This is a genomic window from Streptomyces sp. NBC_00466, assembly GCF_041433995.1.
Taxonomy (GTDB): Bacteria; Actinomycetota; Actinomycetes; order Streptomycetales; family Streptomycetaceae; genus Streptomyces.
Genome location: NZ_CP107896.1, coordinates 7,031,880 through 7,053,439, shown reverse-complemented (window position 1 = coordinate 7,053,439; position 21,560 = coordinate 7,031,880). Strand labels below are relative to the sequence as shown.

Genomic DNA, 21,560 nt, shown 5'->3' with positions numbered 1-21,560 from the left:
ATATGTGGCTTATGAGGCTTGTGCGGGCAGGCGGCCCGTACGTCAGCTCCGTACCGTGAAGCCGTCCACGATCATGTACTGCCCGCTCTTCATCGTCCCGGTGAGGGTGTGCACCCCGGCCGGGAGACCGCTGACCGAGTAGAGCTTCTGCTGGAACCGGCGGGAGCCGCTGGTGGCGTCGATGGTCTCCCGGTGGACCCCGTCGACGGCGATGTCGATCGTTCCCTCGTCCGCGTTCAGCTCGGTGAGGAAGTCCGCTCCGGTGCCGTTGAAGGTGAAGGTGAAGGAGTCACCGATGGAGGTGGTGGCGTCGATGTCGTTCTGGAACGAGTCCTGGCCGCCGGCCTTGGCGCCGCGCCAGCCCCAGCCGCTTCCGGTGTAGGTCACACCCGCGGTGTTGTTGTACTGCTGTGGGTCGGTGGGCTTGACCAGGCTGACCGTGGTGGCGGCCTGTGCACGCCAGACGGTCAGGGTGACGGTGCTCCCGGGGGCGAGCTTGTTGTAGACGGTCCAGAAGCTGTCGCGGTCCGTCACGCTCGTCCCGTTCACGGACCGGATCACGTCGAGGGGGCGCAGGCCCTGCCGGTAGGCGTAGGAGGTGGCGGGGACGCTCTGGAGGTAGAGCCCGTTGAAGTCACCCAGTCCGACGGCCGACTGGGTGGCCTTGTCGTAGACCTGGCGGGCGGTGGCACCCATCAGCGGCTCGGGCTGGGTCTCGATCACGGTGTCCGGTTCGGGTGCGGCCGGCCAGCCGACCGCGGGCGGTGTCGCCTCGCCCGGCCTTCCGGTGCCGAACCGGTTCATCGGGAAGTCGGTGAAGCCCAGGGCCTTCGCGGGTGAGTCCGCGGCCGGCGTGTAGTCCGTCATACCGGGCGAGTCCCAGGGGGATCCCCCGGCGAACCCGGGATCCGCGGTGACCGAGTGGGTGTCCAGCCCGGCGGCGCTCCAGACGCCGGGCAGGCTGACCGGTCGGCCGTTGTCCCAGAACAGGTTGTGGTCGGCCGTGTACTTGGCGGCGGCGGGATCGCTGCCGGTGAGTGAGTAGGGCGAGTCCGCCAGGATGATGTTCCTGCTGATGGCGTCGCCGTTGTCGCGGTGCGAGATCTGCTCGTAGACCGAACCGCCCACGACGATGTTGTTCGTGACCGTCCGCTTGAATCCGTCGCGCAGTTTGACGCCCGCGCCGAGCAGCAGGTTGTTCTTGACGACGTAGTTGCTCGACCCGTCGTCCAGGTCGACGGCCCATTCGCTGTTGTGCCAGATCCGGTTGTTGCTGATGGTGACCGGCTGGACGACGTCGAGCAGCGAGTAGCTCTTCTGCAGGGCGTCGGACTCGGCGCTGGGGTTGATGCTGGGTCCCGCGATGGGCCAGTACCTGTCCCGGCCCCAGGCGTTGACCGGCCCGTGGTCCGACGTCTCCTTCACGCAGTCGAAGATGTCGTTGTACTGGATCCGGTGCCCGCCCCAGGTGCCGTCGTTGACGTTGACACAGGACCGCGGGCTGCCGTGGATGGTGTTGTGAGCGACGGTGACGCGGCTGCTCATCGAGATGTTGACACCGGCGCTCTGCTTCTCGAACCGGCCCATGTCCGCCATGCTGTTGTCGCTGACGTCGATGTCGCGGGGGTAGTCGTCGGTTCTGGGGCCGGGGGTCAGGTCCGTGGGCGGATCGACCATGTGCGCCCAGGTCGACGGGTTCCTGACGGCCTGGGTGGAGCCCACCACCTGCACATCGCTCGCGCCGGATCCGGTGAAGGTGTTCCCGGTGACGGCGTCGTCCTTGTTGTAGCCGTCGATGAAGACGCCGTTGCCGCCGACCTGGGCGAAGGAGGAGCGGGAGACGGTGATGTTCCTGGCGTTCTTGAGGTGGACGGCCCCGGCCCGCGCCACCGCCCAGTCGCCGAGCTGCAGCGGCTCGTACGGCGTGTCGAAGAGGGTCCGGTGTGTGGCGGTGTAGGTGAACCCGTCGAACGTGAGGTCATGGACGGGTCGGGAGGCGGACGTGCCCTCGACCCGGACGAGTTCGTCCAGTTCGGCGGTGTCCACCGTGGTCTTCGACAGATCGGTTCCGGCCCGCGGGATCATGTAGAGCTTTCCGGCGTCCTGGTCGTAGAACCACTCGCCGGGCGCGTCGAGTTCCTCGAAGACGCCCTCCGCGACGACATGCGCGGTGTCCACGTCGCCGCCCCGGTTGTTGTCGCCGACCCACTTGAGCTCGAGACCGGAGTCGTCGCGCCCGGTGATCGTGTAGTCGTTGCCGCCCCAGTGGGAGGAGTGCAGCCCGCGGATGTCGCCGGTGGACGGGTTCTTCCACTGTGCCGACCGGGCGTTGAGGGTGGCCATGGTGGTCGAGCCGTTGAGTACGGCGGTGTCCGGGTCGAAGTTCGGGTAGCGGGCGAGGACTTGCCGGGTGCCGCCCACGAACAGCCCGTCGATCTTCCGGTGCGCGCCGATGTCCGCCACCCGGATCGCGCTGTTGTCCGGGTCGGTGGTCCACGCGGCCGTCACCCTGCGGCCCCCGCTGAGCACGGCCCGCTCGCCGGGATACGAGGAGTAGGTCACCGGGGCGGACGCGCTGCCCGAGTCCGCGACGCCGAACTTCAGGGTGGCCGTGAGGTGGTAGGTACCGCCGCGTACCCACACATGGACCGGGTGCCCGGCCCTGGACGCCCTTCTCGCGGAGACCTGCGCGGCCGCCAGGGTCAGCAGGGGCCTGCGGGTGGACTCCCCGGAGTTGCGGTCGCTGCCGGACGCCGACACGTAGATGTTCCTGCCCGCCGGGGCGTGGGCCGCGGCCGCGGTGCCTGCGGTGAGCGCGGGCACCGCGCCCACGGTCACGGCGGTGAGGACCGCCGCCATGGCGAGCCGCCGTTTCGGCGCGGCTCTGCCTCCTGGTCTCTGGTCTGAGCTGCGGTGCACGTCTGACTCCCTGACACGGTAGGGGGCGAACTCTGTCCAGCAGATTCGTCTGCCGTAACGAGCTTTCATCGGATGTATCGATGAATTCAACGAACGGGCGGAACTCTGCTATTCGCCACAGCCAGGTGTCAAGAGATCCGACAGGGAGTCAGCGCCCTGGTCCTACGGCCCAGTTATCCGATGTATCAGGCATCAAGCATCAGGGATGCATGCCGGAGGGGGCGGTCGTGTCGACCGCCCCCTCCGGTGGCATCCCGTACAGCGAAGGTCACTGCTTGCGTACGCCCTTGAGTTCCCGCGCGATGTCGCCGACGGCCGCCCAGCTGAACGCCATGGCGGGTCCGATGGTGGCCCCGGGACCGGGATAGGTCTCGCCCATCACCGCGGCGGACACATTGCCCGAGGCGTACAGCCCCTCGATGACGGTGCCGTCCTCGCGCAGGACCCGCGCGGACCCGTCGGCCACCAGACCGCCCTTGGTGCCGATGTCCCCGGGGTGGACGGGGATCGCGTAGTAGGGCGCCTTGTCGAGGGGGGCGAGGTTGGGGTTGAGCAGCGTCGGGTCGCCGTAGTACCGGTCGTAGACGCTCTCGCCCCGCTGGAAGTCCTCATCACGGCCCGCCCGCGCGAAGCCGTTGAACCGTTCGACGGTTGCGCCCAGTTGCCCGGGCGCCGCGCCGATGAGGCCGGCCAGTTCGGGCAGCGTCTGCGCCTTCTTGACGAAGCCGCTCGCCAGCCACTTCTTCGGGAAGGGCTGTCCGGGGAAGAGACCCATGAAGATGTAGCGCGCCTTGGACCGGGCGTCGAGGATCAGCCAGGACGGCACGGTCGAGGCGTCCGGACGGTGGTTGGCATACATCTCGTCGACGAACTGGTGGTACGGGGCGGCCTCGTTGGCGTACCGCTCCCCCGCGCCGTTGACGATGATCATGCTGGGGATACCGCGGTCGGCGACGAGGAAGAACGGCTTCTCGTCCGGGCCCGGCGGTACGACGGACGGTGCGCCCCACACCTTGTCGAGCAGGTCCGTCGCGGCCCCCGCCTCGACACCGAGCCGCAGCGCGTCGCCGGTCTGCCCGTCCGATGACGAGGTCCAGGCCGTCGAGGTGGGCGCGGGCAGGTACTTCTCGCGCAGCTGCTGGTCGTGCGAGAAGCCGCCGGAGGCGAGGACCACACCCCCGTGTGCCTGGATGGTGACAGGTGAGCCGTCGCGCTCGGCGCGTACGCCGACGATCCGGCCGTCCTCCTCCACCAGGCCGGTGAGCGGGGTGGAGAGCCACAGCTCACCGCCGAGTGCGTCGAGCGACTGGCGCATACGGGCGATGAGGGCCTGGCCGAGAGCGATGGGTTTCGCACCCCGGGCCAGCGCACCGACCGCCTGCATACCGACCTTCAGCGAGGCCCTCCGGCCCGCCCAGGTGCGGGCGACCATGTTGAGGTAGCGGAAGTCGTACGAGGTGATGGTGAGCCCGTACGTGGGCAGGCTGGTTTTGCGCATGGTGGCGCGGCGGTCGGCCGGAAGCTTCTTGAAGTCGAAGACCAGCGGCTCGATGGAGCGGCCCTGCGGGTAGCCGCCGAGTGCCTCGGGGAAGTAGTCGGAGTAGCCGGGGGTGTAGGTGAACCGGACCGTGGTGCGGTCGTGGAACTCCCGGACCATGCGCGGTCCGTGCTCCAGATAGGCGTCCTTGCGTTCGGCGGGCACCCGGTCGCCGACGGTCGCGTCGAGGTAGGCGCGCGCCTTGGCCGGGGTGTCACCGAGGCCGGCGTCGTCCAGATGGAAGTTGCCCGGTACCCAGATCGCGCCCCCCGAGAGGGCGGTGGAGCCGCCGTACAGCTCCGTCTTCTCGATCACCAGGGCGGTCAGGCCGCGCAGCCGCGCGGTGATGGCTGCCGCGAGTCCGGCTGCGCCGGATCCGACGACGACCACGTCGTAACTGTGGTCCCAGCGGGTGTTCATGGGGCGGTCCTCTCCGGCCGGGCGCCGGTCGGCGCCGGCGCCCGGTCACGTTTCACGGCTGTGACAGGCGGCGGCGCGGGGCGGCAGCCGGGCCGCCCCGCGCCGCCGGTGCGCACGCCGGGGTTCATCGGAAGTCGCCTGCGGCGTAGGCGCTGCCGAAGTAGAGCAGCGGCGATCCGTCCGGCCTCGCGGCGAGGTCGAGTACCTCGCCGGTGACGACGAGGTGGTCGCCCGCCTCCTGGACGTCGTGCAGCGCGCAGTCCACGGTGGCCAGGGCGCCGTCGATCCGTACGGTGCCGTGCTCCGACACCGTCCAGCCGACGCCGTCGAACTTGTCGCCCCCGCGTCCGCCGAGGGCGGCGCAGACCTCGCGCTGCTCCTCGGCGAGAACACTGACGGTGAATCGCCCGGTGCGCGCGACGTGCGGCCAGCTGGTCGACGACTTGCCGACGCAGAGCATGACCAGCGGCGGGTCGAGGGAGAGCGAGGCGAAGGACTGGCAGGCGAGGCCCACCGGCCTGCCGTCGGCGTCGGCGGACGCGACGACCGTGATGCCGCTCGCGAACCGGCCGAGCACCTCCCGGAAGACGGCCGGGGCGATCTGCTCCGTCAGCCGTTCCACTTGTGGCCCCAGAAGCTGTCGGCCGTCATCTCCTTGGCCACCCAGGTGGTGTCGTCCACGAGGCGGCCCTCGGTGCCGTACTCGACCTGGAAGCCGCCGGGGGCCTGCGCGTAGAAGGACACCATCAGGTCGTTGGTGTGCCGGCCGAGGGTGGAGGCGACGGGGATGTTGGCCTCGTGGATGCGGTCGAGCCCGCGGCCCACGTCGTCGAGCGTGGCCACCTCGACCATGAAGTGCACGATGCCGGGCTCCATCAGGCCCGGGAACAGGCCCAGGCTGTGGTGGCGGGGGTTGCACCCCATGAAGTGCATCCAGTGGAAGTCGCGGTCGGCGGCGCCGCCGGGCACGATCGCGGAGGGCAGCCGCATCGAGTCGCGCAGCGTGAAGCCGAGCAGCCCCTCGTAGAAGTCGTACGCCTCCTCCATGTTCGGGGCAGGGAGCACCACATGGCCGAGGCCGAGGTCGCCGGTGACGAAGCGGTTGCCGTACGGGGTGACGGCCGGGGTGTGGTCCTGTGCCTGGCCCCAGAAGATCTCCAGCTGGTTGCCGGCCGGGTCCTGGCAATGGAACATGCCCTGCACCCGCCGGTCGGCGAGCTCGTCGGGCTTGGCGTCCTCGACCTCGACCCCGGCCGCCGTGAGTTCCGTGCGGGCTGCGGCGAGAGCGGCGGCGTCGCGTACCTCCCAGCCGGCGGCGAGGAGCCGGTCGGTGGCGCCGCGGGTGACGGTGATGCGGTGCGAGCGGTCGTCGAGGCGCAGCCGCAGCGTGTCCTCGGTCGAGCCGGGCGCCTCGATCATGCCGAGGACGTCGAGCGTGAAGGCACGCCACTCATCGAACTTGGCGGTTTCCAGTCGCAGATAGCCCAGTGCGCGAATATCCATGAACCTGGTGCCTCTCAGTGCGTGAAGAAGTCGACGGCGAGCCGGTTGAACTCGTCGGCCTGTTCGGTCTGCGCCCAGTGGCCGCAGTGCGGGAAGACGTGGAGCCGGGCGTCGGGGATCGCCTTGAGCGCCACCAGTGCCCCGTCGAGCGGGTTGGCCCGGTCCTCGCGGCCCCAGGTGAGCAGCACGGGTGCGGTAATGCGGTGGGCCTCGCGCCACAGCATGGTGTCCTGCTGCCAGGCGGGGTTGGCGAAGGAGGCGGCCATGCGTGCGCTGCCGAGCTTGGCGCCGGGTCCGATGGCCTGGGCCCAGCGCTCCTCGATCAGCTCGTCGGTGACGATGGCCGGGTCGTAGGCGAGTGTGGTGAGGAAGGTACGCAGCTGGTCCTTGGTCGGCTCGGCGGCCGCGCTGAACTCGAAGAGCCGCTTGATGCCTTCGGTGGGGTCGGCGGCGAAGAGGTTGAGGGAGATCCCGCCGGGTCCCATCAGCAGGAGCTTGTCCACCTTTTCCGGATGGTTCAGCGCCATCCGTACGGAGGTGCCGCCGCCGAGCGAGTTGCCGATGAAGTGGGCGCGGGCGATGCCCAGTTCGTCCATCAGGGCGGCCACGGCGTCCGCGCTGTAGCTGAAGAAGTCCTTGTCGAGCTCAGGCTTGTCGGAGCCTCCGAAGCAGGGCTGGTCGACGAGGAGGGTGCGGAAGTGCTCGGCGAACACCGGCAGGTTGCCGCCGAAGTTGGACCAGCCGGAGGCGCCGGGGCCACCGCCGTGCAGCATGATCACGACGGGTGCGCCGGGGCCCGCGGGGCCCGCCTCGTGGTAGTGGATGGTGAGTCCGGCCGCCTTGGCGGTGCGCGAGGTGGAAGCGTGGTCGATCACAGCATCGTGTCCTGGGTGTCGAGGCCGAGGGCTCCGCGGCCGAAGAGGACGAGGGCGCGCTCGGGGTCGTTGGCGGCGTGGCCGCGGGCGTTGTGGGCGTCGCGCCAGGCGCGCTGGATCGCGTTGTCGCCGGTGCGCATGGCGCTGCCGCCGGCGTTCTCCATCAGCAGGTCGACGGCTGCGACCGCGCGCTCGGTGGCGAGGACCTGGTCGCGGCGGGTGCGGGTGCGCAGCGCGGTCGGGAGTTCCTCACCGCGTTCGGCGTACTCGTACAGGTCCGAGATGTTCCGGATGAGCTGCAGCCAGGAGGCGTCGATCTCGCTGGCGGCGCGGGCGATGCGCACCTGGGCGAAGGGGTCCTCGGCGACCTGCTGCCCGTACGAGACGCGGATCCGCTCGCGGGTGGCGGCGACATAGCTGTCGTACGCGCCTTCGGCGATGCCGATCACCGGGGTGGAGATGGTGGTGGTGAAGACCGAGGCGTACGGCAGGCGGTAGAGCGGTTCGGGGTTGTGCTCCTGCCCGGGGGACTGCAGGGCGGTGACCGGCCCGAAGCTGAGGGCCCGGTAATCGGGGACGTAGGCGTCCTCGATGATGATGTCGTTGCTGCCGCTGCCGCGGAGTCCGACGGTGTCCCAGACGTCGTCGATGCGGTAGTCGGTGCGCGGCACCAGGAAGGTGCGCATGTCGACGGGCTTGCCGTCGGCGTCGTTGATGATGCCGCCGAGCAGCGCCCATTCGGCGTGGTCGCAGCCGGACGAGAAGCGCCAGCGCCCGGAGATCCGGAAGCCGCCGTCGACAGGGGTGACCTTGCCGGTCGGGGCGTACGAGGAGCAGATGCGGACCCGGTTGTCCTGGCCCCACACCTCCTCCTGGGCACGCTGGTCGTACAGCCCGACGTGCCAGGGGTGGACGCCGACGACGGAGGCGACCCAGCCGGTGGACCCGCAGGCCCTGGCGATCTCTCTGACGGCGCTGTAGAAGACTGCGGGGTGTGCGGCGTAGCCGCCGTACGCCTTGGGCTGGAGAAGCCGGAAGAAGCCGGTATCGGCGAGTTCCTTGATGGAAGTGTCCGGCACGCGGCGCAGCGCCTCGGTCTCGGCGGCGCGCTCGCGCAGGGTCGGGGCAAGGGCCCGCACTGCGGCGAGAACCTCGTCGGCACTCATGCGCATCCCCTCTCGGTCGTCCTGGATGGGTGCGAGGAACCTACGCTTTTACTATTCCGAAACGAAATACCTTCTTCCCGCTGAGCGGGAACCGTGGAAGCCTCACGGCATGGCAGAGCAGCCACCCTCACTGTTGGAGAAGGCAGCGTTGGTGCTGGGCGCGTTCGAAGGCCCGGCACCCCGGCTGACGCTGACCGAAGTGATCCACCGCTCGGGTCTTCCGCGCTCGTCGGTGCACCGCATACTCGATCAGCTCGTACGTATGCGCTGGCTTGACCGGGAGGGCCGGGACTACCGGCTCGGGATGCGCATGCTGGAGCTCGGCGCCCTGGCCTCGCACCACAACCGGCTGCGCAGAGCGGCCCTGCCGCATCTGCACGCGCTGCACGAGTCCACCGGGCATGTGGCACACCTCGCCGTGCTCGACGGGCCCGAGGTGGTGTATCTGGAGCGCATCGGCGGGGCCCAGGACGGGGGCGTGCCCTCGCGGGTGGGCGGCCGGCAGCCGGCGTACTGCACGGGCACGGGCAAGGCGATCCTCGCGTTCAGCGAGGACATGCTCGTCGCCGAGGCGGTACGGGCGGGGCTGCGGCCGCGCACGGCCCGCACGATCACCCGCCCCGTGGCGTTCCGCGAGGAACTGCGGCGGATCCGGGAGCGGGGCGTGGCGTTCGACGTCGAGGAGGCGTTCCGGGGGGTGTCGTGCGTGGCGGCGCCGCTGCGAGGCTCGGGCCGGGCGATCGCTTCGGTGTCGATCTGCGGCAATGGCACGCACCGCGAGCTGGAGCGGCTGGCCCCGGTGGTGCTGGCCACGTCCCGCGCGGTGTGGCGCTCGCTCTTCGGACCGGGCCGCGCCGAGGCCCGGACGCGGACGCCCGCGGCCCCCGCTCCCGCCCCTCCGGTGGCCACGCCCATCGATCCGGCGGAGATGGACAACATGATGTCGTGGATGCGGTTCGCCGACTGGATGTGAGGCGGGGTCCCCCGCATGGCAGGGGACCCCGGCGTAGCACGGCTCACAGGTCAGGAGGAGGGGGCCGGTCAGGTGTGACCGGACAGCGGGAGCAGGTCAGGAGTAGCTGATACTGATCCGCTCGCTGACCGGCAGCGCCTGGCAGGCCAGGATGTAACCTTCCGCGCGGTCCTCGTCGTCCAGGACGTCGTCGTGGGCCACGGAGACCTCGCCTTCGATGACCCGGCAGGCGCAGGCGGCGCAGGCGCCTTCCCGGCAGGAGAACGGGGCGTCGACTCCTGCGGCGAGCAGCGCGTCGAGCAGCGGGGTGGTGGCGCCCCAGGCCACCCGGTGGGTCTCGCCGTCCAGCTCGACCACCGCCTCGGCGCATTCGCCGTCCGGCTCCGCGGCCTCCGCAGGCCCGGCCGGGACCGTGCGGAAGACGTCCCCGCTGAGGGAGAAGAACCGTTCCCGGTGGATGGCGGCGGGGGCGGCCCCCGCCGCGCGCAGGGCCGCGTCCACCGCGTCCATGAAGGGCGCGGGCCCGCAGAGGTACGCGCGGTGGCCGGCGTAGGGGTCCAGGAGTCCGGTGAGCCGGTCCGCGGCCGGCAGGCCGTCGAGCGTCTCCAGCCAGTGCAGGACGACGAACCGCCGCGGATAGTCCTCGGCGAGCTCCCGGAGTTCGTCCCGGAAGATCACCGAGGTCGCGTCGCGGTTGGCGTACAGGAGCACGACGCGCCCCTGGCCCTGGGCCAGTGCCGCCTTGGCGAGGGAGATCACCGGGGTGATGCCGCTGCCCGCGGCCGCCAGCAGCAGATCGCCGTCCAGCGGGCCCGAGCCGAAGGTGCCGGCCGGGGCCAGCACCTCCAGTTCGTCGCCCTCGCCGATGGTGTCGCAGAGCCAGTTGGAGCCGTGCCCGCCCGCCACCCGCTTCACCGTGATCTTCATCGGTTCGCCGGAGTGCGGGGAGCTGGCGAGGGAGTAGCAGCGTGCGGCCACTCCCCCGTCGGGACCCGGCAGTCTCAGGGTCAGGAACTGGCCCGGCCGGTAGGCGAGTACGCCGTCGGCCGGGTCCAGTACGAAGGAGCGCGCGTCCGCCGTCTCGGCCACCACCGCGGTGACCCGGACCCGGTGCGTCCGGGTCACCGGCAACTGGGGCAGTTCAGGCATCGGCCACCGCCAGCCGCCCGTCGCCGACGGCCTCGTCGATGCTGTCGCGCAGGGCGGCGCAGGTGCGCATCGGTTCCCGGTACTCGTCGCAGACCGACGCGGCGTCGGCCGTCCACTGCACGGAGGTGTGGGCCATGCTGAACTTCTCGCACAGGACCTGGTTGCCGCAGGCCGCGCACTCGACCGGTGTCATGTCAGCCCTCGCTCCGGTGTCGCGCCACGTTCTCGTCGACTTCGCGCTGCCACGCCTCGGTGGCGCGGGCGGTGTCGATCTCGAACTCGAAGCGCTGTGTCATCTCGTCCTTGACGTCGGCGGCGTCCACATAGAACTGCTCGTACCAGCGGCGCAGTTGGTAGACCGGACCGTCCTCCTCGGAGAGGAGGGGGTTGTCGATGCGGGTCTTGTTCTTCCAGATGTGGACGTCCTGTTCGAAGCCGACGGCCAGCCCGTCCGATGTGAGCCGGGCGGCGTCCGCCGCCTGCTCGTCCGTCATGCCGGGCATCTTCTTGACGATCGCTCCATACATCAGCATGAAGCTGTCGGAGTCGATCGGGTAGTGGCAGTTGATCAGCACGCTCTCCATGTCCACGTCCGCGCCGACGTCACTCCACATGTAGTCGATCATGTAGGAGGGGCCGTGGTACGAGGCGTCGGAGCGGAGCACGCCCTCGGTGCTGAGGGTGCCGAGGTCGACGTCGCCGCGGGGCGAGCTCTCCATGTACTGGGTGGCGGTGTGCCCCTCGAAGACGTTCTTGAAGTACGTCGGGAAGCAGTAGTGGACGTAGAAGAAGTGCGCCATGTCGACGACGTTGTCCACGATCTCCCGGCAGTTGGAGTTCTCCACCCGCAGGAATTTCCAGCTCCAGTCGCTCCACTCGTCGCTGAAGGCCCCTTCGATCCGCGGGACGGTGACGCCGGGCGGCGGCGGGTTGCCCTCGGGGTCGTTCCAGACGAAGAGCTGCTTGTTCTCCTCCACGCTGGTCCAGGCCCGGGTGCGGGCCCGGGGCGGCACCCGGCGCGCGTAGGGGATCCCCGCGCAGCGGCCGTTGCCGGACCAGCGCCAGTCGTGGAAGGGGCAGGCGACGGCGTCGCCCTTGACCGTGCCCTGGGCGAGGTTGCCGCCCATGTGCGGGCAGTACGCGTTGAGGACGTGCAGCTCGCCGCCGTCCTCGCCCTGGAAGACCACGAGCCGGGTGCCGAACGCCTCGATCTCGTGCGGCTTCCCGTCCTTGAAGGAGTCGGCGAGGCCGACGCAGTGCCAGCCCCGCGCGAAGCGGGTGGGCGGCGCGGCCGCCTCGATCACGCGGACTTCTTCGCTTGCTGCGGTCATCTTGTGCCTCCTTGGTGGTGGTGACGCATCGGGGCGGGCTCCGCGGGGGGGCTGCGGTCAGCGGCCGGCCGAGAGTTCGAGCGCGATGTCGATGAGCTGGTCCTCCTGGCCGCCGACGAGCCTGCGCTCGCCCGCGCGCAGCAGGATCTCGGCGCCGGACACGCCGTACCGCTCGGCCTGGCGGTAGGCGTGCTTGAGGAAGCTGGAGTAGACCCCCGCGTGTCCCATCAGCAGGGCGAGCCGGTCGAGCCGGCACTCGTCGTCCATCACGGGGCGTACGGCGTCCTCGGCCGCGTCGATGATCTTGAGTACGTCGATGCCGGTGCGGATGCCCATCTTGGCGCAGACGGCGACGAGCGCCTCCACGGCGGTGTTGCCCGCTCCGGCGCCGAGCCGCCGTGTCGAGCCGTCGATCTGGAGCGCTCCGGCCTGTATCGCGACGATCGAGTTGCCGGTGCCGAGTGCGAGGTTCTCGTGGCCGTGGAAGCCGACCTGTGCGTCGTCGCCGAGTTCGGCGACGAGGGCGGCGACCCGGTCGGTCACGTCGTCCATGACCATGGCGCCGGCCGAGTCGACCACGTACACGCACTGGCAGCCCGCGTCGGCCATGATGCGGCCCTGCCTGGCCAGCGCTTCGGGGGTGGTGGAGTGCGCCATCATCAGGAAGCCGACCGTCTCCAGGCCCATCTCGCGGGCCAGCCCGAAGTGCTGGACGGAGATGTCCGCCTCGGTGCAGTGCGTGGCGATGCGGCAGATGGCGGCGCCGTTGGCGTGGGCTGCGCGGATGTCGTCCTTGACGCCGAGCCCGGGGAGCATCAGGAAGGCGATGCGGGCCTGCTTCGCCGTCTCCACCGCGGTCTTGATGAGATCCTGTTCGGGGGTGTTGGAGAAGCCGTAGTTGAAGGAGGAGCCACCGAGTCCGTCGCCGTGCGTGACCTCGATGACCGGGACCCCGGCGCCGTCGAGTGCGGTGACGATCGACCGTACGTGCTCCACCGTGAACTGGTGGCGCATGGCGTGCGATCCGTCACGCAGGGAGGAGTCGGTGACGCGGATGTCGAGCGTGTCCGAGTAGGGCATCTGGTACTCCTCAGCGGCCGGGCGCGAGGAGCGCCTTGGCGAACTCCTCGCCGACCTTGGTGGCGGCGGCGGTCATGATGTCGAGGTTTCCGGCGTACGGCGGGAGATAGTCGCCCGCGCCCTCCACCTCCAGGAAGACCGCGACGCGGGCCATGCCGCCGCTCTCCGGGGTGGGGTCGTCGAACTGCGGCTCGGAGCGCAGCCGGTAGCCCGGTACGTACGAGGCGACGTCCTCGGCCACCTGCTTGATGGACAGGGCGATGGCGTCGCGGTCGGCGTCCTCGGGGATGGCGCAGAAGACGGTGTCCCGCATGATCACGGGCGGGTCGGCCGGGTTCAGGATGATGATGGCCTTGCCGTGGTCCGCGCCGCCGATGTCCTCGATTCCGCGGGAGGTGGTCCGGGTGAACTCGTCGATGTTGGCGCGGGTTCCCGGTCCTGCCGAAACGGAGGAGACGGACGCCACGATCTCGGCGTACCGGACGGGGACGATCCTCGAGACGGCGTACACCATGGGGATGGTGGCCTGGCCGCCGCACGTGATCATGTTGACGTTCGGCTGGTCGAGGTGGGCGAGCAGGTTCGCGGGCGGTACGACGGCCGGGCCGACCGCGGCCGGGGTGAGGTCGATGGCGCGGATGCCGAGTTCGGCGTAGCGCGGGGCGTTGGCCCGGTGCACGGCGGCGGAGGTCGCCTCGAAGACGAGGTCGGGCCGCTCGTCCCCGTCGAGCAGCGCTCCGACTCCGTCGGGGCTGGCCTCGATCCCGGCGGCCCGGGCCCGGGCGAGCCCTTCGCTGGCCGGGTCGACGCCGATCATCCAGCGGGGCTCGATGTACGGGGACCGCTGGAGCTTGTACAGCAGGTCGGTCCCGATGTTGCCGGAACCGACGATGGCGGCGGTCGCCTTGGTCCTGTTGGTCATCATCACCTCAGATGAAGGAGAGCGAGACCGGGCCGAGCCCGGTGAAATCGGCTGTGTAGGTCTGGCCTGCCCCGACGTCGACTGCCCTGGTGCAGGACCCGGGCAGCACCAGATGGCCCTTCTTCAGCGGGACACCGAAGCGGGCCACGGTGCGGGCCAGCCAGGCGACGGAGGCGGCGGGGTCGCCGAGTACGGCGTCGCTGCGGCCGGCGGCGATCTGTTCGGAGCCCCGGCGCAGCACGGCGTCGATGGCCTTGAGGTCCAGTTCGCGCGGGTCGCGGCCCTCCCCGGTGACGTATCCGGCGGACGAGGCGTTGTCGGCGACGGTGTCGGCGATGGAGATGCGCCAGTCCGCGATCCGGCTGTCGATCAGCTCGATGGCGGGGACGACGCGTTCGGTGGCGGCGAGTACGTCAGCGGTGGTGCAGCCCTCGCCGGGCAGGTCGTCGCCCAGGACGAAGCCGACCTCGACCTCGATCCGGGGCGCGCAGTACCGGTCCGCGGGGACCGGCCGGTCGTCCGACAACCGCATGTCATCCAGGAGGTGGCCGTAGTCGGGCTCGTCGACGCCCATCATGCGCTGCATGACGGGCGAGGAGAGCCCGACCTTGTGACCGTGCACGGCTGCCCCGCCGGCGACCCTGCGGCCGATGCCGAGCAGCTGGATCTCGTAGGCGTCCTCGGTGCCGATTCCCGGGAACAGCTCGGTCAGCGGGGCGATGGGCCGCCGGTCGCGCTCGGCCGCGCCGAGCGCGTCCGCGGCGGTCTGCCGTTCACTGGCCGTGAGCATGGGCGGTCCTCCGCAAGGGTGGTGGGACTGAAGGGTGGTGGGGCTTGGGGGTAGTGCGACTCGGGGGTGGTGCAACACGAGGTGGTGCAACACGGTGACGCAGCACGGGTGGTGCAACACGGTGGTCCGGCACAGGTGGTGCAACACGGGTAGTGCCACCCAGAAAGTGGGACTGCGCCGAGGCTAGGCCGCAGGCCCCGGCGCGGCCGAGCGGCTGCTCCCGCTCAGTGGGAAACCCGTGCGGTCCGGTCGGTGTCGCGGGGCAGCGGGTGTCACTGGGGCCGCTGGTGTCCATGCAGGCCGGAGCATGTGTGACGGCTCTGCGGGAGCTCCGGCCTGCGCGGCTGGGCGGGGTCGCGGGCCCGCCTCGCGACAACCCCACCGGCAGCACCTCCCCCGCGGAGCGGATCCGCTGCTACCTTCCCGTCCAGCATCCGTCCACCGCACCGGACGGAGCAGCGGAGACGCCTGTCCACCCTTTGCCGGGCGGACGCCGGCGACCGCTGCCGGAGCGGGACTTCACCGCTCACCGGGTGCGGCCCCCGGCCGCCGGAGCCATGGACGGCCCGCGCCGTTCCGGGGGCCGCAGCCCACAGCGGGGGCGCCCGGCCGCACTGTCCTCCGCGGCCGGACGCCCCCGCTCCGGTCCCCGGCCGGACCACCCTCACGTAACCCCGCCCACGCCCTCTGGGAGTTGTTCCGATGCGCCGTACCCGAAACCGGGCCATGACCCGCGTCGCCACCGCTGTGCTCAGCACGGCCCTGATACTCACCGGGTGTTCCCACCCGTCCCACACATCCCACCCGTCGCACACCGCGCACCCGGGCAGCACACAGGCCGCCGATGGCCCGGCGCCGACGGCACCCCACGCCAGGCACATCGTGCTCAAGGGCGCGGTCAACGTCCGTGACCTCGGCGGATACCCGACCAGCGACGGCAAACAGCTGCGCTACGGGGTCGTGTTCCGCGGTGACGCTCTCGGCAAGCTCACCCCGGATGACCTCTCCGTGGCATCGAAGCTCGGGCTGAAGTCGGTCGTCGACTTCCGGCTTCCTCTCGAAATCAGGACCGACGGCGCCGACCGGCTCCCGAAGGGGGCGTCCGCCATCCCGCTGCCGATCGACGACACCGGACTCTACGAGCGGACGACGGCGGCCATCGGCAGCCGCGACCCGGCCGTGCAGCAGAAGGCGCTGGGCGACGGGAAGGGGGCGGCGACGATGCGGCGGATCTACCGCACGTTCGTCACCGAGGCGGGGGCCCGCCACCAGTTCGCCCGGGTGCTGGACACCATCGCCGACGGCAAGGAACTGCCGCTGCTCTTCCACTGCACGTCCGGCAAGGACCGTACGGGGTGGATGAGTTACGTCCTGCTGCGCGCGGTGGGCGTGCCGGCCCGCACGGCGGAGGCGGACTATCTGCTCTCCAACGACATCCGCAAGACCGCCGACGAGAAGACCCGCGAAGGTCTGAAAAAAGCGGGGATCATGCGGGACCCCCAGCTGATCGTTCCGCTGCAGGAGGTCCGCAAGGACTATCTCGGCGCCGCGCTCACCGAGGCGGACCACCGGTACGGCAGTTTCGACGCCTATCTCTCGAAGGGGCTCGGCCTGGATGCCGGGACGCTGCACACGCTCCGTACGAGGCTGCTGAAGTAACGACCCGCCCCGTCGGGCTCCCGGCGCCCGGCACCCCGTCGCGGTCAGGCCCTTGCTTCCTTCGGCAGGCCGAGGACCCGCTCCGCGATGATGTTGCGCTGGATCTCGTTCGAACCGGCGTAGATCGTGTCGGCGCGGGAGAAGAGGAACAACCGCTGCCAGTCGTCGAGGTCGTACGGTGCGCCGTCCGCCAGCATCCCGTCGGCGCCGCAGACGTCCATCGCCAACTCGCCGAGCTCCCGGTGCCAGGTCGCCCAGTAGATCTTGCTGATGGAGGCCTCGGGCCCGGGAGCGCCGGCGGCCGCGCCGTCGAGCATCCGCAGCGCGTTGAACCGGATGATCTCCAGACCGGTCCAGGCCCGGGCGAGCCGGTCGCGGACGAGGGGGTCGTCGGCGGCGCCGTTGCGGCGCGCCAGGCCGATCAGCGCTTCCAGCTCACGCCGGAATCCGACCTGCTGGCCGAGGGTGGAGACGCCCCGCTCGAAGCCGAGGGTGGCCATGGCCACCTTCCAGCCGTCACCGGGTTCGCCGACGACGTTGTCCGCGCCGGTGCGGGCCCCGTCGAAGAAGACCTCGTTGAATTCGCTGGTGCCGGTCAGCTGGGCGATGGGCCTGACCTCGACGCCCGGCTGGTCCATGGGCACCAGCAGGTAGGAGAGGCCCTCGTGGCGACGCGTGCCCTGCCCGGTGCGGGCGACCAGGAAGCACCACTGGGACTCATGGGCCAGCGAGGTCCAGATCTTCTGCCCGGTGACCGACCAGCCGTCCGTGTCCCGCTCGGCGCGGGTACGGACGTTGGCCAGGTCGGAACCCGCGTCGGGTTCGCTGTAGCCCTGGCACCACAGCTCATCGACGGACCTGATCCCCGGGAGGAAGCGGGCCCGCTGTGCGTCCGTGCCGAAGGCGATGAGGGTGGGGCCGAGGAGCTGTTCGCCGATGTGCCCGACCCGGGCCGGGGCGTCGGCGAGTGCGTACTCCTCGTGGAAGGCGACCTGTTCCTCCAGGGTCGCGCCGCGTCCGCCGAACTCCTGTGGCCAGCCGACGCAGGTCCAGCCCGCGGCGGCCATGTGCCGTTCCCAGGCGAGCCGTTCGGCGAAAGCCTCGTGCTCCCGGCCGGGCCCGCCGCGGCCCTTGAGCGCGGCGAACTCTCCGGTGAGCCCGGACCGCAGCCATGTACGGAACTCCGAGCGGAACTTCTCGGTACTGCTCATGACACCTGCACCTGCCAAACGATCGCTGGGGAGAAGGGGGCCGGCCACCGGCCGGTGCCGCACCCGTGCACGGGTGGGCCGGCCGCTGCGCCGACGTCAGGCAAGGCGCTCCGCACCGGGACCGCGCGGTCCGATCACCGCCTCGGCGATACGGTCGCGGTGCCCGGCCGGTGAGCCGAAGAGCTGGGACGAGCCGTGGGCCCGCTTGAAGTAGCGGTGGGCGTCGTGCTCCCAGGTGATGCCGATCCCGCCGTGGAGCTGGATCATGTCCCCGGCCACCGCCGAGAACGCCTCGGAGCAGGCGGACTTGGCGACGGCCGCGTACCTGGACAGGTCCGGTGAGCCGCCCGCCGCCGCCCAGGAGGCGCCGAGGGCGGCGGAACGGGCGGACTCGACGCGTACGAAGGCGTCGGCGAGCCGGTGCTTCACGGCCTGGAACGAGCCGATCGGCCGGCCGAACTGCACCCGGTCCCGCACATGGGCGACGGTGAGTTCGAGGCAGCGTTCCGCCGCGCCGACCTGTTCCGCGGCGAGCGCCGTACAGGCCAGGTCCCGTACGTGTGCGAGGACCCGGTCGCCGTCCGCGCCGACGGCGCGGGCCTCGGCCCCGTCGAAGGTCAGCTTCGCCTGCGGCCGGGTCAGGTCCATGGTGGTGTGCGCCTCGCGGCTGACGCCGTCGGCACCGGACGGGACGTGGAACAGCGCGAGCCCGGCTTCGGTCCGGGCGGCGACCAGCAGTACACCGGCGCCGCCACCGGTCCCGTCGAGGACATGGTCCTTGACCCCGGTGATCCGCCAGCCGCCGGCGCCGCGTACGGCACGGGCCTGCACGGCTTCCGGCCGCCACGACCCGTTCTCCGCCCAGGCGAGCGCCCCGGTGGTGCTGCCGTCCGCCAGCGCGGGCAGCAGTCCGGTGTCGCCCGCGGCCAGCAGCGCCTGGGTGGCGAGGACCGCGGAGCCCAGGTACGGGACCGGGGCGAGCGTCCGTCCCAGCTCCTCCATGACCACATGGACCTCGACAGGACCGCACCCCGCTCCGCCGTACTCCTCCGGAACGGCGAGCCCGGCCACTCCGATCTGCTGGGTCAGCGGCCCCCAGGCGGCGGCCCCTTCGTGCCGGGCCAGCAACGACCGTACGGCCGTGCGCAGTTCCTGGTGCTCTTCGCCGAATCTCATCGGCTCTCTCCTTCCGGCTGGGCCTTCGCGCCGGCCTCTCGGGCGTGCCGCGCGCCGCGGGGTGCGGCCCGGGTGCCATCTGCCTGGGCGTCACGCACTGCCTGGGCGCCGTGGGCTCCCCGGCCGTCGCGGACCTCCTGGGCGTCCTCCTTGGCTGCGCGCCGCAGTTCGGCTTTGAGGATCTTGCCGCTGGCGTTGCGCGGCAGCTCCGGTACGACGTGGAAGCGGCGCGGGACCTTGAAGTTGGCGAGCCGCTCCCGGGTCCAGGCGGTGAGTGCGGCCGGGTCGGGGCGCTGCCCGTCCTCGGTGACGAGATAGGCGACGCCGACCTCACCGAGCCGTTCGTCGGGGGCGCCGACCACCGCGGCCTCACTGATGAGTTCGTGGCCGCGCAGGACGTTCTCCACCTCGGCCGGGTAGGCGTTGAAGCCGCCGACGACGTACATGTCCTTGAGCCGGTCGGTGATCGAGAGGTAGCCGCGTTCGTCGAGTACGCCGATGTCGCCGGTGTACAGCCAGCCGTCGCCGTCCAGGATGCGGGCGGTGGCCTCCGGGTCGTCGAGGTATCCGAGCATGACCTGGGGGCCGCGCACCGCGATCTCCCCCGCGCAGCCCGGGGGCAGCGCGCCGCCGTCCGGCCCGCCGGGGCCGACGATGCGGATCTCGGTTCCGGGCAGCGGCAGGCCGACGGAGTGCGAGACGCTCCACGCGTCGGCGTCGACGGGGCAGACCGCGACGACACCCATGCACTCGGTGAGCCCGTAGGCCGTGAACACGCCCGGCGCGCCCAGCCGTTCGCGGATCTCGTCGACGAGCGCGACCGGTACGACGGAGGCCCCGGTGCCCGCCAGGCGCAGCGCGGCGAGGTCGTGATCGCCGAGGTGCGGATGGCGGACCAGCCCGTGGAAGACGGTCGGCGGGGCCATGAGCACACTGATCCGCTCGTCGGCGATCAGGCGCAGCACCCGGTCGACGTCGTAGACCGCCTCGGGGACCATGGCGACGCCGCGCAGCAGGCAGGCGACGAAGCCGGCCTTGTAGCCGAAGGTGTGGAAGAAGGGGTTGACCAGCAGGTAGCGGTCGCCGGGGCGCAGGGTGACGGCCCGGGACCAGGCCTCGATCCCGGCGAGCACCTGCCGGTGGGTGCTCATGACGCCCTTGGGGCTGCCGGTGGTGCCCGAGGTGTAGAGGATGTCGGCGAGGTCGTCGGGTCCGACGGCCGCGGCGCGGGCCGCCCGCCGCTCCTCGGAGACATCCCGGCCGCGCGCGAGACAGTCGTCCCAGCTCACCGCGGATCCGGTCGCCCCGCCCCGGAGTACGACGACGGATTCGAGAGCGCCGAGGTCCTCTCCGGAGTCACGCAGCATGGCGACGTAGTCGATGCCGAGGAAGCCGCGTTCGGTGAGCAGGGTGCGGGCGCCGCTGCGGCGGATGATGTCGGCGGCTTCGGCTGCTTTGTAGCGGGTGTTGAGGGGGACGAGCACGGCCCCGGCGGAGAGCGCGCCGAGGGCGGCCGCGATCCATTCGCGGCTGTTGGAGGCCCATACCGCCACCCGGTCGCCCGGCTCCAGGCCGTGCGCGATGACGGCGCGCGCCGCGGCGTGGACCGCCTCGCTCAGCTGTCCGAAACTCCAGCGGACCTCTCCGTCGGCGAGGGCGTCGAGACCCCCGTATGCGCGGGCCGCGAAGTCCGCCAGCTGCGCGAGGGTGGTGGGTGGTGGCACCTGGTGTGCGCTGATGATGACCCTCCCTACTTGACGTGCGAGCGTGGCCGGTATCCAATCACACGTGTTTCGGTTAGGCATACACCTAGTAGGAACATTGGAGGCAACATGCCGACCCTCACCCCTCACCCCACCCCGGGATTCGACGACTCCATGCGGGAGGTTCTCAGCCGTTTCTGCACCGGTGTCGCGGTCATCACCGCGATCCAGGCCGACGGCCGTCCCACCGGCATGGCGGTCCAGTCCTTCTCGTCGGTCTCACTGGAGCCGCCGCTGATCTGCTTCTGCCCGGCCCTCACCTCGACGACCTGGCCGCACATCCGCGAGGCCGGCCGGTTCGCCGTGAACATCCTGGCCGCCGAACAGCAGTCACTGTGCAGGCAGTTCGCGGTGACCGGCCAGGAGAAGTTCCAGGACGCCGGCTGGCGGCCCGGCGTCAACGGCGCACCACTGCTCGACGGGGCACTGGCCACCGTCGAGTGCGATCTCGAGGGCACCTTCCCCGGCGGCGACCACCTGATCGCGCTCGGCCGGGTCACCGCGCTGGAGCGGCACGGCGACGCCGAACCGCTGCTGTACTTCAGGCGGGGCTACGGCCGCCTGCGCTCCAGCTCCTCCAGGTCGGCGAGCATCGAGTCGGCCAGGTCGCGCTCCGAAGCGTAGTACCGCTCGGCCCACTTGAGGGTGAGCGTGGGATACACCCACGCCTCCTCCGACTTCGCCCCCGCGATGTCGACCTCGGCGCGCTGCCGCATCTTCTCCGCGTACTCGCGGTGGGTGCCGAGGACATCGCGCATCTGCTGGGTCTCCAGCAGATGACCGAGCCAGAGCCGCAGCATGACGCCGTGCTTGAGCACGGGCGGCTCGACCGGCGCCTCGCGCGCCCAGGTCCGTACGGCGTCCAGCCCGTCACTGGTGATCGCGTAGACGCGCTTGTCCCTGTTGCCGGTCTCCTGGGCGACCATGCGGGAGGTCACATAACCGACCTTGTCCAGCCGCTTGAGCTCACCGTAGATCTGCGAGAACGACGGGCTCCAGTAGAAGAACCTCAGCGACCAGTCCGACCACTTCTTGAGGTCGTACCCGGAGAGCTCCTCACCGAAGGAGAGCAGCCCGAGCACAGCC

The 21,560-nt window shown here is 70.9% G+C and carries 19 protein-coding genes; 3 read left to right on the top strand and 16 right to left on the bottom strand.

What is annotated here, in order from left to right; genetic code table 11:
• Window positions 1-42: 42 nt before the first annotated feature.
• From OG210_RS31600 to hsaA, 6 genes are all read right to left on the bottom strand, one after another.
• The gene (locus OG210_RS31600; RefSeq protein ID WP_328323324.1) at window positions 43-2,919 is read right to left on the bottom strand and encodes a PDZ domain-containing protein; all 2,877 of its coding nucleotides are present in this window, start codon (window positions 2,917-2,919) and stop codon (window positions 43-45) included.
• A 268-nt stretch (window positions 2,920-3,187) separates the two neighbouring features.
• Entirely contained in the window at window positions 3,188-4,876 is a 1,689-nt protein-coding gene (locus OG210_RS31595; RefSeq protein WP_328323326.1) for an FAD-dependent oxidoreductase, read from the bottom strand.
• 124 nt (window positions 4,877-5,000) lie between these two features.
• Window positions 5,001-5,498, bottom strand: a complete 498-nt coding sequence (locus OG210_RS31590) for a flavin reductase family protein (RefSeq protein ID WP_328323328.1) — start codon at window positions 5,496-5,498, stop codon at window positions 5,001-5,003.
• Window positions 5,486-6,379 carry a VOC family protein gene (locus OG210_RS31585; protein WP_328323330.1) on the bottom strand — a complete coding sequence of 298 codons (894 nt, stop codon included), beginning with the start codon at window positions 6,377-6,379 and terminating at the stop codon, window positions 5,486-5,488. Before OG210_RS31585 ends, OG210_RS31590 begins: the two co-directional genes overlap by 13 nt.
• A 14-nt stretch (window positions 6,380-6,393) precedes the next feature.
• Entirely contained in the window at window positions 6,394-7,254 is an 861-nt protein-coding gene (gene hsaD, locus OG210_RS31580) for a 4,5:9,10-diseco-3-hydroxy-5,9,17-trioxoandrosta-1(10),2-diene-4-oate hydrolase (RefSeq protein ID WP_328323331.1), read from the bottom strand.
• Entirely contained in the window at window positions 7,251-8,420 is a 1,170-nt protein-coding gene (gene hsaA, locus OG210_RS31575) for a 3-hydroxy-9,10-secoandrosta-1,3,5(10)-triene-9,17-dione monooxygenase oxygenase subunit (protein ID WP_328323332.1), read from the bottom strand. The genes hsaD and hsaA overlap by 4 nt, the downstream gene beginning before the upstream one ends.
• A gap of 109 nt (window positions 8,421-8,529) precedes the next feature.
• Between hsaA and OG210_RS31570 the strand changes: the two genes are divergently transcribed.
• Window positions 8,530-9,393 (top strand): IclR family transcriptional regulator, encoded by an 864-nt coding sequence (locus tag OG210_RS31570; protein WP_328323333.1) that lies wholly within the window; start codon window positions 8,530-8,532, stop codon window positions 9,391-9,393.
• A gap of 96 nt (window positions 9,394-9,489) precedes the next feature.
• On the opposite strand, the gene OG210_RS31565 is transcribed toward OG210_RS31570, so the two are convergent.
• Genes OG210_RS31565 through OG210_RS31540 form a run of 6 tightly spaced genes read right to left on the bottom strand, consistent with a single transcriptional unit; the run spans window position 9,490 to window position 14,665 of the window.
• Window positions 9,490-10,542 (bottom strand): ferredoxin--NADP reductase, encoded by a 1,053-nt coding sequence (locus tag OG210_RS31565; RefSeq protein WP_328323334.1) that lies wholly within the window; start codon window positions 10,540-10,542, stop codon window positions 9,490-9,492.
• On the bottom strand, window positions 10,535-10,735 hold the full coding sequence (locus tag OG210_RS31560) for a hypothetical protein (RefSeq protein WP_328323335.1): 201 nt from the start codon (window positions 10,733-10,735) through the stop codon (window positions 10,535-10,537). Before OG210_RS31560 ends, OG210_RS31565 begins: the two co-directional genes overlap by 8 nt.
• Before the next feature lies 1 nt (window position 10,736).
• Window positions 10,737-11,873 (bottom strand): Rieske 2Fe-2S domain-containing protein, encoded by a 1,137-nt coding sequence (locus OG210_RS31555; RefSeq protein ID WP_371539938.1) that lies wholly within the window; start codon window positions 11,871-11,873, stop codon window positions 10,737-10,739.
• A gap of 57 nt (window positions 11,874-11,930) precedes the next feature.
• Window positions 11,931-12,953: a 4-hydroxy-2-oxovalerate aldolase gene (gene dmpG, locus OG210_RS31550; RefSeq protein WP_371539935.1), complete on the bottom strand. Its 1,023-nt coding sequence runs from the start codon at window positions 12,951-12,953 to the stop codon at window positions 11,931-11,933.
• A gap of 10 nt (window positions 12,954-12,963) precedes the next feature.
• Window positions 12,964-13,875 carry an acetaldehyde dehydrogenase (acetylating) gene (locus OG210_RS31545; RefSeq protein WP_328323338.1) on the bottom strand — a complete coding sequence of 304 codons (912 nt, stop codon included), beginning with the start codon at window positions 13,873-13,875 and terminating at the stop codon, window positions 12,964-12,966.
• A 7-nt stretch (window positions 13,876-13,882) separates the two neighbouring features.
• A complete protein-coding gene (locus OG210_RS31540; RefSeq protein WP_328323339.1) occupies window positions 13,883-14,665 on the bottom strand; it encodes a 2-keto-4-pentenoate hydratase in 783 nt (260 codons plus the stop codon).
• 702 nt (window positions 14,666-15,367) lie between these two features.
• On the opposite strand from OG210_RS31540, the gene OG210_RS31535 reads away from it, so the two are divergent.
• Complete coding sequence (locus OG210_RS31535) at window positions 15,368-16,324, top strand: tyrosine-protein phosphatase (protein WP_371539932.1); 957 nt, start codon at window positions 15,368-15,370, stop codon at window positions 16,322-16,324.
• Between the two features lie 44 nt (window positions 16,325-16,368).
• Here OG210_RS31535 and OG210_RS31530 read toward each other — a convergent pair whose 3' ends face one another.
• The 3 genes from OG210_RS31530 to OG210_RS31520 form a co-directional block, all read right to left on the bottom strand.
• Window positions 16,369-17,535 carry an acyl-CoA dehydrogenase family protein gene (locus OG210_RS31530; RefSeq protein ID WP_328323341.1) on the bottom strand — a complete coding sequence of 389 codons (1,167 nt, stop codon included), beginning with the start codon at window positions 17,533-17,535 and terminating at the stop codon, window positions 16,369-16,371.
• A gap of 96 nt (window positions 17,536-17,631) precedes the next feature.
• Entirely contained in the window at window positions 17,632-18,711 is a 1,080-nt protein-coding gene (locus OG210_RS31525) for an acyl-CoA dehydrogenase family protein (protein ID WP_371539929.1), read from the bottom strand.
• Entirely contained in the window at window positions 18,708-20,435 is a 1,728-nt protein-coding gene (locus OG210_RS31520) for a FadD3 family acyl-CoA ligase (RefSeq protein ID WP_371539926.1), read from the bottom strand. Before OG210_RS31520 ends, OG210_RS31525 begins: the two co-directional genes overlap by 4 nt.
• Window positions 20,436-20,543: 108 nt before the next feature.
• On the opposite strand from OG210_RS31520, the gene OG210_RS31515 reads away from it, so the two are divergent.
• Window positions 20,544-21,098: a flavin reductase family protein gene (locus OG210_RS31515; protein ID WP_328323345.1), complete on the top strand. Its 555-nt coding sequence runs from the start codon at window positions 20,544-20,546 to the stop codon at window positions 21,096-21,098.
• Here OG210_RS31515 and OG210_RS31510 read toward each other — a convergent pair.
• Window positions 21,026-21,556: a helix-turn-helix transcriptional regulator gene (locus OG210_RS31510; protein WP_328335279.1), complete on the bottom strand. Its 531-nt coding sequence runs from the start codon at window positions 21,554-21,556 to the stop codon at window positions 21,026-21,028. The two genes, OG210_RS31515 and OG210_RS31510, sit on opposite strands and share 73 nt — an antisense overlap.
• Between the last annotated feature and the right edge of the window lie 4 nt (window positions 21,557-21,560).

Coding starts and splice junctions, on each gene's coding strand:
- OG210_RS31515 (WP_328323345.1), top strand. CDS start 20,544: ATGCCGACCCTCACCCCTCACCCCACCCCGGGATTCGACGACTCCATG.
- OG210_RS31570 (WP_328323333.1), top strand. CDS start 8,530: ATGGCAGAGCAGCCACCCTCACTGTTGGAGAAGGCAGCGTTGGTGCTG.
- OG210_RS31525 (WP_371539929.1), bottom strand. CDS start 18,711: ATGAGATTCGGCGAAGAGCACCAGGAACTGCGCACGGCCGTACGGTCG.
- OG210_RS31540 (WP_328323339.1), bottom strand. CDS start 14,665: ATGCTCACGGCCAGTGAACGGCAGACCGCCGCGGACGCGCTCGGCGCG.
- dmpG (WP_371539935.1), bottom strand. CDS start 12,953: ATGCCCTACTCGGACACGCTCGACATCCGCGTCACCGACTCCTCCCTG.
- OG210_RS31560 (WP_328323335.1), bottom strand. CDS start 10,735: ATGACACCGGTCGAGTGCGCGGCCTGCGGCAACCAGGTCCTGTGCGAG.
- OG210_RS31565 (WP_328323334.1), bottom strand. CDS start 10,542: ATGCCTGAACTGCCCCAGTTGCCGGTGACCCGGACGCACCGGGTCCGG.
- OG210_RS31530 (WP_328323341.1), bottom strand. CDS start 17,535: ATGAGCAGTACCGAGAAGTTCCGCTCGGAGTTCCGTACATGGCTGCGG.
- hsaA (WP_328323332.1), bottom strand. CDS start 8,420: ATGAGTGCCGACGAGGTTCTCGCCGCAGTGCGGGCCCTTGCCCCGACC.
- OG210_RS31555 (WP_371539938.1), bottom strand. CDS start 11,873: ATGACCGCAGCAAGCGAAGAAGTCCGCGTGATCGAGGCGGCCGCGCCG.
- OG210_RS31595 (WP_328323326.1), bottom strand. CDS start 4,876: ATGAACACCCGCTGGGACCACAGTTACGACGTGGTCGTCGTCGGATCC.
- OG210_RS31585 (WP_328323330.1), bottom strand. CDS start 6,379: ATGGATATTCGCGCACTGGGCTATCTGCGACTGGAAACCGCCAAGTTC.
- OG210_RS31545 (WP_328323338.1), bottom strand. CDS start 13,875: ATGACCAACAGGACCAAGGCGACCGCCGCCATCGTCGGTTCCGGCAAC.
- OG210_RS31535 (WP_371539932.1), top strand. CDS start 15,368: ATGCGCCGTACCCGAAACCGGGCCATGACCCGCGTCGCCACCGCTGTG.